Origin of the sequence: Chryseobacterium sp. ON_d1 (assembly GCF_006829085.1) — a bacterium.
In the GTDB taxonomy this organism is placed as follows: domain Bacteria; phylum Bacteroidota; class Bacteroidia; order Flavobacteriales; family Weeksellaceae; genus Chryseobacterium.
The window spans coordinates 523678-539530 of sequence record NZ_BJTC01000001.1 but is presented as its reverse complement, the minus strand read 5'-3'; the positions used below and the strand labels follow the sequence as shown (position 1 = coordinate 539530).

Below are 15853 nucleotides of genomic sequence, written 5' to 3'. Positions count from 1 at the left end.
TTAACATCTACTTAATATTAATTGTATAAGAAAATCCAATGTGGAACCACCTTTGCGGCATTGCTACTCCAAAAGCTTCTGTGTATTGTGTATTCGTAATATTGTTAATCAGCACATACACAGAGTAATCTTTTTTGGCAAAACTCAATTTTTCATCAAGCAGATTATAGCTGCCTAGATTTACCCTTTCATTATACCTGTATACCAGCTCATTCGTGAAGCTTTTCAGGAATTTTAATTCTAACTTAGAAACCAGCTGATGCTTCAGATTATCCAGTATATATCTTGAAACCAAGCCATTGGACTGTTGGAATTTACTATCCAGGTAGGTATACCCCAACGTATATTTTACCCACTCAGCAGGTCTGTGGCTCCACTCCATCTCTACTCCTCTGGTTCTGATGTCTCCTACATTTTCTGCCAACCATATTTTATCATTCAGGTCTTTTTTTACCCAGTCAATAGAATTGCTGGAGTTTCTCAGGAACCCGCTTACTTTGGCTAAGATCTTACGATTCTGGTACTGGTATCCAATTTCTGAAGACACTGCATTTTCCGGATGTAAATCAGGATTTCCCTGTTCCGTTTTGCTCATATAGTACAAATCTGTAAAAGTAGGAATACGGTGTACTTTTGCGATATTTCCATACACTTTATGATTAGGGTTAAAGTTGTATCCTACATCAAGTCCCGGATAAAAGAAATTTCCTTCCTTAGAATAATTAGCCCAGGAAATCCCCGGACTGATGTTCAGCTTTTTATCCAGTAATGAAAAATGATGCTCAAAGAAAACCTGGGAAACAAAACGGTTTCTATCCCCTAAATTGCTGCTCGCCAGAAGCTCTTTTCTAAGTTCAACTCCTATTCCGGTTGTCCCCAATCCCCATTGGTAGCTGGAATTCATTTCTCCGCCTACGTTATTTCCAATATGCATATTTCTGTATAATCCGGGATTCCATCTGTCATAAAGGTACATGTCCTGTCCTCTTCTCCAATATATATTAGAGTTAAGTTTAAGGTTACCGAAAGTCTGCTGGTGAGCTACGCTTACAATAGAAGCCTGAGTTTCCTCATACTGTTTTGTAGCGTCTTTGGAAGCATAAAAACCATTGGCTCCGAATTTCTTTTCCGAAAAGCCTGCCTGTACTCTTAAATCTCCGTTTTTAATATTCAGTTTTCCCTGGTAAAATACATTTCTGATCTCATAATCGGTATTGAACATATAACCTTCTGAAGACGCTGAATTGGCCTGAAGAGAACTGGTAAACCTGTCATTTCCAATCTGCGCATTGAATCCAAGGCCATAAGTACTGTAGTCTCCTCCATCTGCACTGATCTTCACTTTTTTCCCGGGGGCAGCTTTCGTAATGATATTGATAACACCAGCATAGGCATTTTGCCCGAAACGTCTCGCAGCCGGTCCTTTTATGATTTCTATTCTTTCTACATCATCCAGATCTACAGGGATATTCATATTATTATGTCCGGTCTGGGAGTCATTCATCCGGATTCCGTTCAGAAGCAGAAGAACCTGCTCAAAAGAACTTCCCCTGAAACTGATATCACTCTGCACCCCATTAGCACCTCTCCTTCTGATATCCATTCCCGGTACCTGCTGAAGAATTTCATCAATGCTTTTAGCCGGAGAATTGATAATATCTTCTCTGGTAACGACACTGATATTCTGATTGGCACTTTTATAAGGTGTAGAGATAAACTTCCCCTGAAATTCAATGCTTTCAATATCCGTTGTCTTTTCCTGTGCATGTATCCAAAGTAAAGATCCCAGAAAAAAAGCACTTCCTATCTTTTTGATCATAATTGTTTCCGTAGTTTTTTTAACAGAGTCCAAAAGTAAGGGAGTTCACCAAGACAGGCAAATGATAGTTGTCATAAAAAAAGATGCAACATTAAGCTGCATCTGTGTGAGGGAGTAATTTCTATCTTTTTCTCATTAAATGTGTAACTAGATCTCTGAATAATTTTCTCATTTCTATATTACATATTTACAGGTACAATTTTAAATAATTTTATAATATAAAACAATAGTTAAATAAAAAAACACAACATATTAAAAAAAATTAAGTAAAATCCTGTAAAATAAACCATAAAAATAAAAATAAGTCAACAAAACAGGCTTCTTTTTCGTATTTATTGAAGGTAAAATTTTGAATTTACCGATGTAATTTAACATTCACTAAAGAATTTTTAACATTAAGATATTCATCAGATTTTCACTAAAAATTCGTAATTTTGTTGGTCTTAATTTTACGATGAAAACATTCTTTTTCAACTGTATTTTTTAACAGCATTCTAAAAAAAATGCTGTAATAAAAGGGCAGGAGAATTCAGGAATATATTGAATGGTTCAATTGATGACAGCCCTGGAATATTCTGAGGCAAAACACCATTATACTGCAGGCTTTATGGCTCTACAGTTACTTTTATGAATAAACAAAATATGGCTAACACAACAGAAATAGACATAAAGAAACAGATTTTCGTTAAGAATGCCCATCTTAACAATCTGAAACATATAGACGTCCTGATTCCGAAGAACAAACTTATTGTTATTACAGGGGTTTCAGGAAGCGGTAAATCTTCTTTGGCTTTTGATACTATTTACGCTGAAGGACAGAGAAGATATGTGGAAAGCTTAAGTTCCTATGCCCGTCAGTTTTTGGGAAAACTGGAAAAGCCAAAAGTAGACGATATCAAAGGACTTGCTCCGTCTATTGCGATTCAGCAAAAAGTCATTTCATCCAATCCACGATCTACCGTAGGAACATCTACAGAGATCTATGATTATATGAAGCTTTTGTTTGCAAGGATTGGGAAAACTTTTTCTCCTGTTTCCGGGGAAGAAGTCAAAAAAGATTCGGTTTCGGATGTGGTAGATTTTATCAAAGCATCCAAAAAAGACAGTTCTTTCCTGCTCACAGCGCCATTGGAATATGATACCGATAATTTTAAAGAGACTTTAAACGTTTTAAAATTGGCAGGTTTCACAAGACTTGAAATCAATGGAAATGTAGCAGGCATTGAAGATCTGGAAAGTTTTGGTTTTACACCTGAAAAAGGAATGACCATCAATCTTGTAATCGACCGTTTCTCGTATGAAGAAGATGAGAGCTTTTTACAGAGACTTGCAGATTCTATTCAAATGGCATTCTACGAAGGACGCGGCTATTGCTCTTTAAAGAATACGGATACCGGAAAGGTGAAAGAATTCTCCAATAAGTTCGAGCTGGACGGAATGGAATTTCTTGAACCGAACGTCCATTTTTTCAGCTTTAATAACCCTTATGGAGCATGCCCTGCATGTGAAGGATACGGAAAGGTAATCGGAATTGATGAAGATCTTGTCGTTCCCAACAAAACCCTGTCCATCTACGAAGATGCGGTTGTCTGCTGGAGGGGGGAAACCATGAGTGAATGGAAAAAAGATTTCATCAAAAAAGCGGGTGACTTCCCTATCCATAAACCTTACCATCAGTTAACAAAAGAACAGAAAAACTTCCTTTGGAAAGGTGATGGAAGGAGTAATTTCCCCTGCATCAATAATTTCTTCAAAATGCTTGAGGAAAACCTCTATAAAATCCAGTACAGAGTAATGCTTTCCCGCTACAGAGGAAAAACTCTTTGCCCAACATGCGAAGGATTAAGACTTCGTGAAGAAACAAGCTGGGTGAAAGTAGACGGGCATAATATCCAGTCGATGATTGAACTTCCTCTGGACGAACTCGCTCCGCTGATTAATGGATTAAAGCTTTCTGAGCACGATAAAGAGGTTGCAAAACGATTATTATATGAAATCACTACCCGTTTGGAATTTTTATTAAAGGTAGGATTAGGATATTTAACCTTAAACAGGACTTCCAACACTCTTTCGGGAGGGGAAAGCCAGAGAATCAACCTGGCAACAAGCTTGGGAAGTTCATTGGTAGGTTCTATTTATATCCTGGATGAACCTTCCATCGGACTGCATTCCAAAGATACTGAAAATCTTATTGAAGTATTGAAAAATCTCCGCGACCTCGGAAATACTGTTATTGTGGTAGAACATGACGAAGATGTCATGAGGGCAGCAGATTATATTATTGATATTGGTCCCGAAGCAGGTTATCTTGGTGGCGAGCTGGTATTTGCCGGAGACTATAAAGATCTGAAAAAAGCCAGCACACTTACTTCAGAGTACCTTACCGGAAGGCTGAAGATAGAAGTTCCGGAAAAACGCAGAAAAGCAAAAGAATGGATCCACATCAAAGGAGCGCGTCAGAATAATCTTAAAAATATCGATGTAGATGTTCCTTTGGAAAATCTTGTCGTAATTTCCGGAGTTTCAGGAAGCGGTAAATCTACTTTGATGAAAGAGATTCTTACCAATGATATTCAGATCCAGCTGGGAATGGGTGGTAAAAAAGGAGATTATGATTCTGTAGAATTCCCAAAAAAACTGATCAAGAATATTGAACTGATTGATCAGAATCCGATTGGGAAATCATCCCGTTCAAATCCTGTAACCTACCTGAAAGCTTACGACGATATCAGAGATCTTTTTGCCAAACAGAAAGTAGCCAAAATGATGGGATATAAGCCTAAACATTTTTCTTTCAACGTAGATGGCGGACGATGTGATGAGTGTAAAGGAGAAGGTGTGATCAACGTTTCCATGCAGTTTATGGCAGACATCGAACTTGAATGTGAAGTTTGTAAAGGGACACGGTTCAAAAATGAGATCCTTGAAGTGAAATTTGATGAGAAAAACATCTCAGATATCCTTCATATGACTGTGGATGAAGCGTTGGAATTCTTTAAAGATAACAATGAAGAAAAAATTGTAACAAAACTGAAACCCCTTCAGGAAGTAGGTTTGGGCTATCTTCAGTTGGGACAAAGCTCTTCTACCCTTTCCGGTGGTGAGGCACAACGTGTGAAGCTGGCTTCATTCCTAGTAAAAGGGGTAACAACAGACAAAACTTTATTTATCTTTGATGAGCCGTCTACAGGACTTCACTTCCATGATATTCAGAAGTTATTGAAATCATTACAGGCGTTGATCGATCTTGGACACTCAGTGATTGTTATTGAGCACCAGCCTGACATCATCAAATGTGCCGATTATATTATCGACATCGGCCCTGAAGCAGGAAAACATGGCGGAGAAGTTGTTTTTACAGGAACCCCTGAGGATCTGACCAAAAACAAAAAGTCCTATACGGCAAAATATATCAAAGAAAAACTTGAACAATAAGTAGAATCGGCTGTTTTTAAAAACAGCCGATTTTTTATTGAGATTTCTTTATCTTTATTAAACCATTACAAAAATTATTTTTATGCCCTGGAATCCTGAATTATATGATCAGTACAAAGATGTGCGTTACAAACCTTTTTACGATTTGGCAGCATTAATTAAACCTGAAAATAATATAAAAGCTATTGACTTAGGCTGTGGAACCGGAGAACAAACCTCCATTCTGGCAGAGAAACTGACAGGTTCTACATTCACAGGAATTGATTCATCAGCAGAAATGCTTGAAAAATCAAAGAAGTATGAAAATGAAAACCTGCATTTTAAGCTTCAGTCCATTGAAGAAGCAGCCCAGTCTGACCAGAAATGGGATATCGTTTTCAGTAATGCTGCTTTACAGTGGGCAGATGATCACGAAACTTTATTTCCAAAGATCATTGGATTACTTTCACAGAATGGTCAGTTAGCCATCCAGATGCCTGTACAGAATGAAAATGTTCTTAACCAGATACTGATGCAGATGGTGGATGAAGAACCTTATGTTTCTTATTTAAATCATTTTAAACGTAATTCTCCTGTGCTTTCAATGGATGATTATGCACAGATATTATTTGATAACCGAATTCAGGATATAGAAATCTTTCAGAAAGTTTATCCAATCATTGCAGATGATCACGAAGCTTTATATGCCTTTATTTCCGGAACAGCACTATTACCCTATCTGGAGCGTCTGGAAGGAGAACAGAAAGAAAAATTCATCCGCGATTTTAAATCCCGTATAGCTCAAAGGTTTACAAAATATCCGGCCATTTATGCATTCAAGCGTATTCTGATGTATGGATATAAGAAATAAAAGATCTTTATCTGTTAAATAAGCTGTCACTATTTTGTGACAGCTTATCTTTTAGCATTCTTTAATTTTCAGATTGAGATTTTTTAAACTTTTATATTCATTATTTTAACCACAAATCGAAGATTCAACGAAGTCAAAAAGGCGCAAAAGTTTTAAACACTTAAGTTTTTTGAGAACCAAACCTTATGCGTAATAAGCACACCTAAGTTTTGTGAAAATCTTTGATTTTCATCTTAGGTGAACTTTTCTGCGGCATCATTTTAAACTTACTTGAGTGTTTTAAAATGACAACTTTTTGACTATGGTGGTTTTGTAAGGTTTAAACAACTTTATTATATAAAAACGGACTCTTCCGTATATAATCTGAATTTTCAATCTGGGAAACCAAAAAACCGGCAAGATCTGCAGCACTTATATTCTCCCCCTTACAATCTGTCAGGTTTGCTTCCGTTGCGAAATTTTCATCTGTAAGATTGATTAATGGTAACCTTACCAAAGTCCAGTCCAGATTACTTTCCAGAAGGAGTTCGTACTCTTTCTGTTTATCTGCAGTGGTTTCAGGGTAATTTTGATACATCCAGTCTGTAGCCATCTTTACCTTTTCATTCTTTTGGTCAGATGGCGTATTGACACTTAAGCCCGTAGTTACAATATAACGGCTTATACCCAAATGGTTCATTACTCTGATAATATTTTTTGCAGCATCGCTGAATATAGACTTCTCTCCTTTTGGCTGACCTAAAGTACTTATTACAAGATCGGTCCCCTCAATCAATTTATAGATTGCTGTTTCATCCCTGGCGTCCCCTTTTACAACTTCAATTAGCTGACTTTCAAAGGATTGATTTTCAGGACATCTTACTAAAAGTTTTAGCGAATATCCCTTCTCCAGAAGATGTCGCACCAGATATTCTCCGGATTTTCCGGTTCCGCCGATAACGGCAATTTTATAAGTATTCATAATGAATTTTTTAATATTAAACATTAATCCTCAACAGCTATAAATACTGCTGATAATAAAAATGATAAAAGACTTATGCTTTTGCTTTGTCTATGATATAATAAATGTATCGGGCTCAGAAGATTGAACCTAAGATTTCAGGGATCAGTATACTCCCCGAATAAGAGTAATATGTATTACGAGATTTTAATGAATTAAAGTTACATCTTTTCATCATTAAAAATTCAAAAATTTATGATTTTGACAACACTTTTTAAAAGATAAAGTTTTTAACTTTGATAACATTCTTACTATCAGCATATTCCATCAGACACAATTACACCAAATACAATAAAATAATATGGAACCATTTACTGTTAACATTCCTGAATCAGTGATAACCGACCTGAAAAACCGCTTACAAAACACCCGTTGGCCGGACGAACCTGAGGGTGCCGGCTGGCATTACGGCACCAACGAAATTTATCTGAAAGAACTTACCCAATACTGGATAAACGACTACGACTGGCGGATGAGTGAACTGCAGCTGAATCAACATCCTCAGTATACAACCCATATTGACGGAATTCTGATCCACTTTCAGTATATCAGAGGAAAAGGCATTAATCCCAAACCTTTAATTCTTACTCATGGCTGGCCGGACAGCTATTACCGCTTTCATAAGATCATTCCATTGCTTACTGAGGGCGAACAGAGCTTCGATCTGGTTATACCTTCCATTCCGGGATTTGGGTTTTCAGATAAAAAAGCTGTCAGCAGTGAAAAAGTGGCAGATCTGTGGAAAAAACTGATGACTGAGGTTCTTGGATATAAAAAATTCTGTGCTGCCGGAGGAGATATAGGGATGGGTGTAGTAAAGACGCTGGCTTCAAAATATCCCGAACTAATGGAAGCTGTTCATCTTACAGATGTGGGATATCCTACCGGCCAGGAAGACCCCGCAACAATGAGTGAGGAAGAAAAAAAGTTTGCTCAGTTTGTCCAGCAATGGTGGTATAGTGAAGGCGCCTATGCTATGGTACAGTCTACCAAACCTCAATCACTCGCTTACGGTCTGAACGACTCCCCTGTCGGGCTGGCAGGCTGGATCGTAAGCTTTGTAAACGCCGGAGCTCCTCCGGAGCTCATTGAAACTGCATTTGGCGGAAAAGATGAAATGCTCACCAATATTATGATTTACTGGGTAACCCAAACCATAGGTTCTTCGGCCAGAATGTATAAGGAAGATGCAGCCGCTTTATGGAGTGGAACCCAGGCTCATCAAAAAAGCAATGTCCCTGCCGGAGTGCTTGTTTTTCCCCGTGAAGCTCAGTTTCCCAAAGAATGGGCAGAACGGTTTGTAAATGTGACCAGTTTTAAAAAAATGAATGAAGGAGGGCATTTTGCCGCCCTGGAATTACCTCATATATTTGCAGATGAACTGAGATCATTCTTTTATTCTGTCTGATAAAAACAACCCATGAAGTATTTCTTTGCTATCCTTTTTTCCATTCCTCTTTTTATAACCAGCTGTACTGTACAAAATAAACACACTGAAAGTCGTAATTATGAAGTAAAACTGGACACTTTAACCTTTTTTGATCAAAGCAGAAAACGTAAGATTCCCGTTGCCTTTTACCATCCGAAAACCAATAAAAAGATTCCTAACCAGCAGATCATTATCTTCAACCATGGATATGGTTTCAATAAAGGCGGGGATTACTTTGTTTATTCTTATTTAACCGAAAAACTGGCTTCAGAAGGCTATTTTACAGTAAGCATTCAGCATGAGCTGATTACAGACAGGCTGCTGCCAACAGAAGTAAATTTACAGAGGGTAAGAAGACCTTTCTGGCAAAATGGTTCGGATAACATTCTATTTGTAATTAATGAACTAAAAAAAACAAAGCCGGAACTCGATTATAAACACCTGACGCTAATAGGCCACTCCAATGGCGGTGATATGGCAGCTTTGTTCGCTAATCAGCACCCTAATCTGGTCTATAAACTCATCACAATGGACAACCGGAGAATGTTCCTGCCAAGAACTTCTATTCCCAAAGTCTATACTTTACGTTCTGATGACTATCCGGCTGATGAAGGCGTACTGCCCAATGAAATGGAACAAAAAAAATATCATATAACCGTACAATCTACCACCATCAATCACGGTCAGATGGACAATAAAGGGAGTGATGAAGAGAAAAAAACCTTAAATGATTTTGTTTTAAAATACCTTGCTGAACAATAATTTTACGGCACTCCACAAGTTATCCACAATAAATTGTGGATAACTTGTGAATTTTAACATTAAATTCATATTTCGTATTAAAATTATTACTACATTTACTATGTAATAAACATCGAAGTGGAAACTTTATTTGCTTTTCTTACTACTATTGAAATTGCAATTAAATTTGAAATAAAAATTTAAGCACAGCATTGTCGGCTGTGCTTTTTATTGTTGTCTAATTAAAAAAATGAGATGTATTTATCTACTGGATCTGCCCCTAAAGGGCAGATTCTTTTATCCTGTAGCCCTTTTATAGAAGCGTTTTCGTAACTTTACTGTATTCCAAAGGCAGCAAACTTCGTTGGTTTAGCGGATAGCTTCCCTAATTAATAAATGAATTGAATATTGTTCCTAATTTTAATAACAATTTCAGAGAACGTCATTTAGGAAAATAAAAGCAGTACTTCTTTTACAACAGGCCTCATAGTTCAATGGATAGAATAAAAGTTTCCTAAACTTTAGATTCAGGTTCGATCCCTGATGGGGCTACAATTTACATTGAAAATCATTACTTTACTCAAAGCACCCCCAATTAAATACCCAATATTGAAAAGTTTCAATCTAAATTACCCGCTTTTCAACTGATACCTTTTTGTATCAAAACCAATCTTCATTTAAAATACCGATGTCTTTTAATAAATCTCCGGACACTCTTCCCGGGAAAGTTGTCACCGGATTCTTAACCGGTAGCTTCAAAAAAATCCCCGGATCTCTCCGAGGATAAAAACTAATAACCATGAAAACTCAAAAAAGTATGAGTTGTGATTGGATATACGAGATATATTAAAATATGGTTTTATAAGTACCCCCAAAAAAACTCCTGGTTGCCCAGGAGCTGAAAATATGTTCTGTCGAAAACATTCAAAGAACACCTGAATATACAATTTTTATGAAGTAATATGTATGTGTGACATCATAAAAATACCTCCTGAGCAACTGGGAGGTAAAAAGTGCAAAAATGAATTATAAGTTAAATGATGTGGTGTTAAATAAAAGTTCTCTTAATAACTTGTTTTAACATTAACAATGCATATGCCAACCATATCACTGTTTAATGAAAATTGACTTTTTGTGGTATCTATTTCTGTTACCAAACAAAAAAACCTCCCGAATCATCGGAAGGTTATACTGTAATTTGTCAGAAATATGAAATTTCAATGGGGCAAATATAATAAGTGCTTATATCACAAAATATGATCCGGATCATACCGCAATGAAAAACCTTTCATATTTCTTTTAATGTAAGAATTCCTAAACAAGCAACACTTGAATTTATTTCTTGATTTACTGATATATATTAGTTTATTAACAAGCGAATTGCTCGTTATTTAGAATCTATTTTCGTATTTTTAAGGTATAAGTTTTAAATTCTTAAGTCATGAAAGCAGTACGTTTTTTCGGACACAAAGATGTCCGTGTGATCAATGATATGGAAAAACCAGTTCCTAAAGGAGATGAAGTTGTATTGAAAATCGGAGGCGCCGGAGTGTGCCATTCTGATCTTCATATTATTGATGAGGGAACTGTAGGAGGTTCAGTATTTACTCTAGGGCATGAAAATGCGGGTTGGATCGAAGAACTGGGCCCTGATGTTAAAGGATATAAAAAAGGAGATGCCGTTCTGGTCTATGGCCCATGGGGATGCGGCCATTGTAAACCTTGTCAGCAATCCAAAGAAAACTATTGTGATCACCAGTCAGAAATGGCCTATGGAGGTGGTTTAGGGCTTGATGGCGGTATGGCAGAATATATGCTTGTCCCCTCTTCCCGTTTATTGGTTCCGATCTATGATTTAGATCCTATCATTGCCGCACCGCTTACAGATGCTGCATTAACGCCTTACTCTGCTATTAAAAGATCGCTGCCTAAACTGACTCCTGATGAATATGTAGTGGTAATAGGTGTCGGAGGACTGGGACATGTCGCGTTGCAGATTCTGAGAGAAGTAAGTGGCAGTACCATCATTGCCTGTGATGTAACAGAGGAGAAACTGGCCTTTGCAAGAGAGCTTGGAGCCACATTTACCGTTAATTCCAAAGATACAGATGCTGCAGAACAGATTCAAAAAATCACTGGAATCAAAAAAGCTAAAGTGGTGATTGACTTTGTGGGAGCTACGTCAACCATTGAACTGGGAACCAAAATTGTGAGCTTAGACGGAGATCTTACCATTGTGGGATTAGGAGGCGGACACTATCAGTACAGCATGTCGGGCCTTCCGTTTGGAGTAAGCATGACCAATCCTTACTGGGGTTCCAGAATTGAACTCATGGAGGTTGTAGGACTGGCGCGTCAGAAAAAAATTCATATTGAAATTGAGCAGTACAAGCTGGATCAGGCCAATGAAGTTTATGATCGTATGAGGAACGGCAAGATCAAAGGAAGAGCTGTTCTTATCCCATAATGAAAATGAACATACAATATATACCGGAAGTATTACTGCTTCCGGTTTTTTATTCCTCTCTGTATGATTTTTTTTATCGGGAAATCATTTACAGCAGAACTTTTCCAGATGCTTCCATTTTGATCTTTATTGTATTTTATTTTCATTCAAAACAACCCTATCCACCGCAAAACCAAGCATTTAAATTCAATAAAAATCAAAATAACCTATAATCCATATAAAACCGGTTTAAAAAATGCTTTTTTCCTTTCAAATAGCCATAATTTGATTAAATTTACGTCAATAACGTCTTTCACTCAGACATCTTAAAAACGTTCAGAAAAAAACGGTATGAATAAGAAAAATGCCACCATTTATGATATTTCCAACAAGCTCAACGTAAGTGTGGCAACTGTTTCGAGAGCATTGAACGACCATCCGAGAATAAGTGAGGCTACCAAAGAGCTGGTCCGTAAAACGGCCAAGGAAATGAACTATAAGCAAAACAACCTTGCCAAAGCGTTGAAAAGTGGTGAAACCAAAAATGTCGGGATTATTGTTCCCTACATCAACACCAACTTCTTCTCCTCAGTAATAAGGGGAATTGAGGAAGAGCTTTCTCCATTGGGATATCATGTTATCATTTGCCAGAGCCACGAAGATGTCAATATTGAAAAACGACAGCTTAACACCTTACTGAATGCTCAGGTAGATGGTATTTTCATGTCGGTATCCAAAACAACAACAGATATCAGCCACATCAGAAATATTCTCGATACTTCCAATACTCCGATTATCTTTTTTGACCGTAAAAAAGATATTGCAGGTGTCAGCACAGTAACTATTGATGATTATCGCGGAGGATATATGGCGACAGAACACCTGATCAAAGAAGGTTACAGGAATATCTGTCATTTTGCCGGCGATCTTAATCTTGAAATTTATCAGAACCGTCTTAATGGTTATAAACAGGCCTTAGCGGATCATCATCTTCCTGTAAAAGAAGACAATATTATTTCTACAGGCAGCTCCATTGATGAAGGAACGGAAGCGATCAAAAAACTTTGGGGTAAAAAATCGGTTCCTGATGCTATATTCTCTTCCAGTGACTTTGCAGCTCTAGGGGCATGCCAGGAATTGAAAAAACGAAGCATTAAAATCCCGCAGGAAGTCGCTATTATTGGTTTTTCCAATGAACCTTTCACCCAGTTTATGGAACTTCCGATCAGTTCGGTAGACCAGACTCCTGTGTTGATGGGAAAAATGGCCGGACAGGTATTTTTAGAAAGCGTAAAAGAAAACGGTTCGGGAGTTTCTATTGAGAAAAAGGTAGTGCTTACTCCACAGCTTCATATCAGAAAGTCTTCAAAAAAGAAGTAATTTTCTTTGTGTCTCAATTTCACAAATCATTGTAAATCAAAACACTACACTTGTCATTCTGATAAAAAAAAATCTAATGTGTTTTGTATAAGTTTTGGCTGAAGCCTATTGTACTTTTACTTTTATTAAACGGCTAAAGCCCGTTCCTACTGAATACGATTGCTGTTTTTCATGTTCATACAGACAGCAACCTATAAGCTTAAAACTGATGAATCTTTTGGGATTCATAGGAAAGACTATAGTAATCAAGTCCTGTATGTTTTTTATATTCTTCAGGGAATTGGCTTATGACATCATAGTACTGCCCCAATTCGGTTTCTATGTCCCAAAAACGGCTTAGATGGACGACTTTCCATAATCCGCCGCCTATTGACAGTATATCTTTTTTATCATCTCCCAGGTACCATTTTATAATGGGGCTGTCTCCCACATTGCAGCATACGCTGTTTTTATCCAATAGATCTATCCACTGGTATTCCACAGGAATGAGTATCTGATTTTGAGTATTAATTAAGCCCCACTTTCCCTGGCCTAATCGTCCTTTATACTGATCGCCGTTCCAAGATCCGTGATCACATAAAAAGTCATAAAAAAGGTTACTGGATTCTTCATCATATTTCCAGTCATAATCTCCTGTAAAAATCTTAAAATATGTTTCGTCTATCAAAGGAGAAATATAATCATAAACAGGAGGTATAATCTCTAAACCTGTTATCTGCATTACACCCCATTTTTTCCTGCCTTCTATATTATTATAAAACCTAACCATCCCATTTGAATAATCAACGATTTTTGATACGTTGAGTTCTCCTGTAATATTATATTGATTAGCAGTATATACTTTTCCGTCTTTATGCTGAAAAATGGCATTTTCAAATTCTTCGGATATAAAAATAGTCTGATAGAGCTCTAGAGGATTATCCATAGTTTTTTTGTAAATAGTAAATATGTCTCTTTTATTATCAATACATCAGAAATCAGCCAGTTTAACACAATTCCTTCTTATCAAACCGATCATTCAGTCTTTGAATAATGCCCAAATATACAGCGTTTTTTATCTATGGTAAAAGAAAATGCCTTCTGCACTACGCAGAAAGCATTTTCAATCCTAATTAATATTTATAATTAAAAAAACATTTTACAAACTTACTCCTCTTCTCCAGGGGATAAAATCATTTTGGTTTAAAATAGCAGCTTTGGTTTTTACTTCTCCGCTGGCTATTTTGATGATAAATTCCAGCAGTTCCTCTGCCTTTTCATCGATCGTTTTTTCTCCTGTGATGACATCTCCTGTATTAAAATCAATAATATCAGGCATTCTCTCGGAAAGAGAAGTATTGGACGATATTTTTACCACAGGAACTACAGGATTTCCGGTAGGTGTTCCCAGGCCTGTTGTAAATAACACAACATTAGAGCCTGAACCTACCAAAGCAGTGGTACATTCTACATCGTTTCCGGGTGTGCATAATAAATTCAGTCCCGGTTTCTGAATGTATTCCGTAAAATCAAGGACATCATTGATGGGTGATGAACCTCCTTTTTTAGCCGCTCCTGCAGATTTCATGGCATCCGTAATTAATCCATCTTTAATATTCCCCGGTGACGGATTCATATCAAAGCCAGATCCTGCAGCAACGACTGATTCTTCAAAATCTTTCATCAGCTGTAAAAATCTTTCTGCATCTTTTTCATTCACACAGCGGTTCACCAATTCCTGCTCTACTCCGCACAATTCCGGGAATTCTGAAAGAATAGTAGCACCTCCGATTCCTGCCATCAGATCTGACAGACGCCCTAAAACCGGATTGGCAGAAATTCCTGAAAAACCATCTGAACCACCACATTCCAATCCTAATACAAGCTTTGAAACAGATGCCGGTTTTCTTTCAATTTCGTTGGCTTTTTTAATCGCTTCATAGGAATCCTTGATGATCCCGCTCAGCATTTCATCCACTGTTCCCGACTTCTGCTGTTCATACACGATAATCGGTTTTTTATGGTTGGGACTGATCTTTTCAAGGGCATCTTTAAAAATCTGAACCTGCAGATTCTGACATCCAAGGCTTAAAACGGTTGCTCCGGCAACATTGGGATTGTTGACGTAGCCCGCCAATAAACGGCCCAAGGCTTCAGCATCCTGGCGAATGCCTCCACAGCCTCCCTGATGGGTAATGAATTTAACATCAATATTTTTAAAAACTCTGGAATCCTGATCTTCTTCAGTGATCATTTCTTCCTCTGAGTTATTGATCAGAGATCTCAGCAATAGCTGATGTTTTGTTACTTTATCAAATAAAAGTTCTTTTTCAAAAACATCTTTTAGAATCTCTACATTTCTGTTTTCACAAAAAACCAAAGGAAAAAACAGCCATACATTTTCTGTTCCCACCTGCCCGTCTTCTCTGTGATAGCCCATAAATGTTCTATCCTTCCACTCTTCCACATCCGGAGCTTTCCAGGAAACAGTTTCTGTTTTGCCTTCTACCTTTGCACTTTGATGCTTTACATTTCCGGTGGTAATCACCTCGCCTTTTTGGATGGGCTGACTGGCTTTTCCCACTAAAACACCATACATCATAATGGAATCTCCTGCTGAAAGATCTTCCGTAGCAAACTTATGCTTGGCTTTTATATCTTTTATCATCTCATAGGTAAGATCACCCAGTGTAACCGCTTCACCCTCTGCAAGATCTACCAATGCTACTGCTACATTATCGTCAGGGTTTACCTTCAGTATTTTCTTTTGCATG

General features: G+C 37.4%; 10 protein-coding genes and 1 tRNA gene. 7 read left to right on the top strand and 4 right to left on the bottom strand.

Translation table 11 applies throughout. The features are described from left to right. Positions 1 to 7: 7 nt before the first annotated feature. Positions 8 to 1819, bottom strand: a complete 1812-nt coding sequence (locus CRS_RS02295; protein ID WP_142722466.1) for a TonB-dependent siderophore receptor — start codon at positions 1817 to 1819, stop codon at positions 8 to 10. A 642-nt stretch (positions 1820 to 2461) separates the two neighbouring features. Here CRS_RS02295 and uvrA point away from each other — a divergent pair. Next, complete coding sequence (uvrA, locus tag CRS_RS02290) at positions 2462 to 5254, top strand: excinuclease ABC subunit UvrA (RefSeq protein WP_142722465.1); 2793 nt, start codon at positions 2462 to 2464, stop codon at positions 5252 to 5254. 82 nt (positions 5255 to 5336) lie between these two features. After that, positions 5337 to 6104: a methyltransferase domain-containing protein gene (locus tag CRS_RS02285; protein WP_142722464.1), complete on the top strand. Its 768-nt coding sequence runs from the start codon at positions 5337 to 5339 to the stop codon at positions 6102 to 6104. A gap of 319 nt (positions 6105 to 6423) precedes the next feature. On the opposite strand, the gene CRS_RS02280 is transcribed toward CRS_RS02285, so the two are convergent. Further along, the gene (locus tag CRS_RS02280; RefSeq protein WP_142722463.1) at positions 6424 to 7065 is read right to left on the bottom strand and encodes an NAD(P)-dependent oxidoreductase; all 642 of its coding nucleotides are present in this window, start codon (positions 7063 to 7065) and stop codon (positions 6424 to 6426) included. A 340-nt stretch (positions 7066 to 7405) separates the two neighbouring features. On the opposite strand from CRS_RS02280, the gene CRS_RS02275 reads away from it, so the two are divergent. The 5 genes from CRS_RS02275 to CRS_RS02255 all read left to right on the top strand — a co-directional run bounded on the left by CRS_RS02275 (position 7406) and on the right by CRS_RS02255 (position 13100). Continuing rightward, positions 7406 to 8512, top strand: coding sequence for an epoxide hydrolase family protein (locus tag CRS_RS02275; RefSeq protein ID WP_142722462.1), 1107 nt, complete (start codon positions 7406 to 7408; stop codon positions 8510 to 8512). A gap of 12 nt (positions 8513 to 8524) precedes the next feature. Next, positions 8525 to 9295, top strand: a complete 771-nt coding sequence (locus CRS_RS02270; protein ID WP_142722461.1) for an alpha/beta hydrolase — start codon at positions 8525 to 8527, stop codon at positions 9293 to 9295. Positions 9296 to 9754: 459 nt separating this feature from the next. Beyond that, positions 9755 to 9826: transfer RNA gene (locus tag CRS_RS02265), tRNA-Arg, on the top strand. A gap of 889 nt (positions 9827 to 10715) precedes the next feature. Continuing rightward, a complete protein-coding gene (locus CRS_RS02260) occupies positions 10716 to 11741 on the top strand; it encodes an NAD(P)-dependent alcohol dehydrogenase (RefSeq protein ID WP_142722460.1) in 1026 nt (341 codons plus the stop codon). A 330-nt stretch (positions 11742 to 12071) separates the two neighbouring features. Further along, the gene (locus CRS_RS02255) at positions 12072 to 13100 is read left to right on the top strand and encodes a LacI family DNA-binding transcriptional regulator (RefSeq protein ID WP_142722459.1); all 1029 of its coding nucleotides are present in this window, start codon (positions 12072 to 12074) and stop codon (positions 13098 to 13100) included. Between the two features lie 199 nt (positions 13101 to 13299). Here the strand turns inward: CRS_RS02255 and CRS_RS02250 are convergent, their stop codons facing one another. Together CRS_RS02250 and CRS_RS02245 are read right to left on the bottom strand one after the other, a co-directional pair. Then, entirely contained in the window at positions 13300 to 14025 is a 726-nt protein-coding gene (locus CRS_RS02250; RefSeq protein ID WP_142722458.1) for a WG repeat-containing protein, read from the bottom strand. Between the two features lie 213 nt (positions 14026 to 14238). After that, the gene (locus CRS_RS02245; protein ID WP_142722457.1) at positions 14239 to 15852 is read right to left on the bottom strand and encodes a UxaA family hydrolase; all 1614 of its coding nucleotides are present in this window, start codon (positions 15850 to 15852) and stop codon (positions 14239 to 14241) included. Position 15853 lies beyond the last annotated feature (1 nt).

Coding starts and splice junctions, on each gene's coding strand:
- CRS_RS02255 (WP_142722459.1), top strand. CDS start 12,072: ATGAATAAGAAAAATGCCACCATTTATGATATTTCCAACAAGCTCAAC.
- CRS_RS02280 (WP_142722463.1), bottom strand. CDS start 7,065: ATGAATACTTATAAAATTGCCGTTATCGGCGGAACCGGAAAATCCGGA.
- CRS_RS02285 (WP_142722464.1), top strand. CDS start 5,337: ATGCCCTGGAATCCTGAATTATATGATCAGTACAAAGATGTGCGTTAC.
- CRS_RS02270 (WP_142722461.1), top strand. CDS start 8,525: ATGAAGTATTTCTTTGCTATCCTTTTTTCCATTCCTCTTTTTATAACC.
- uvrA (WP_142722465.1), top strand. CDS start 2,462: ATGGCTAACACAACAGAAATAGACATAAAGAAACAGATTTTCGTTAAG.
- CRS_RS02250 (WP_142722458.1), bottom strand. CDS start 14,025: ATGGATAATCCTCTAGAGCTCTATCAGACTATTTTTATATCCGAAGAA.
- CRS_RS02245 (WP_142722457.1), bottom strand. CDS start 15,852: ATGCAAAAGAAAATACTGAAGGTAAACCCTGACGATAATGTAGCAGTA.
- CRS_RS02260 (WP_142722460.1), top strand. CDS start 10,716: ATGAAAGCAGTACGTTTTTTCGGACACAAAGATGTCCGTGTGATCAAT.
- CRS_RS02295 (WP_142722466.1), bottom strand. CDS start 1,819: ATGATCAAAAAGATAGGAAGTGCTTTTTTTCTGGGATCTTTACTTTGG.
- CRS_RS02275 (WP_142722462.1), top strand. CDS start 7,406: ATGGAACCATTTACTGTTAACATTCCTGAATCAGTGATAACCGACCTG.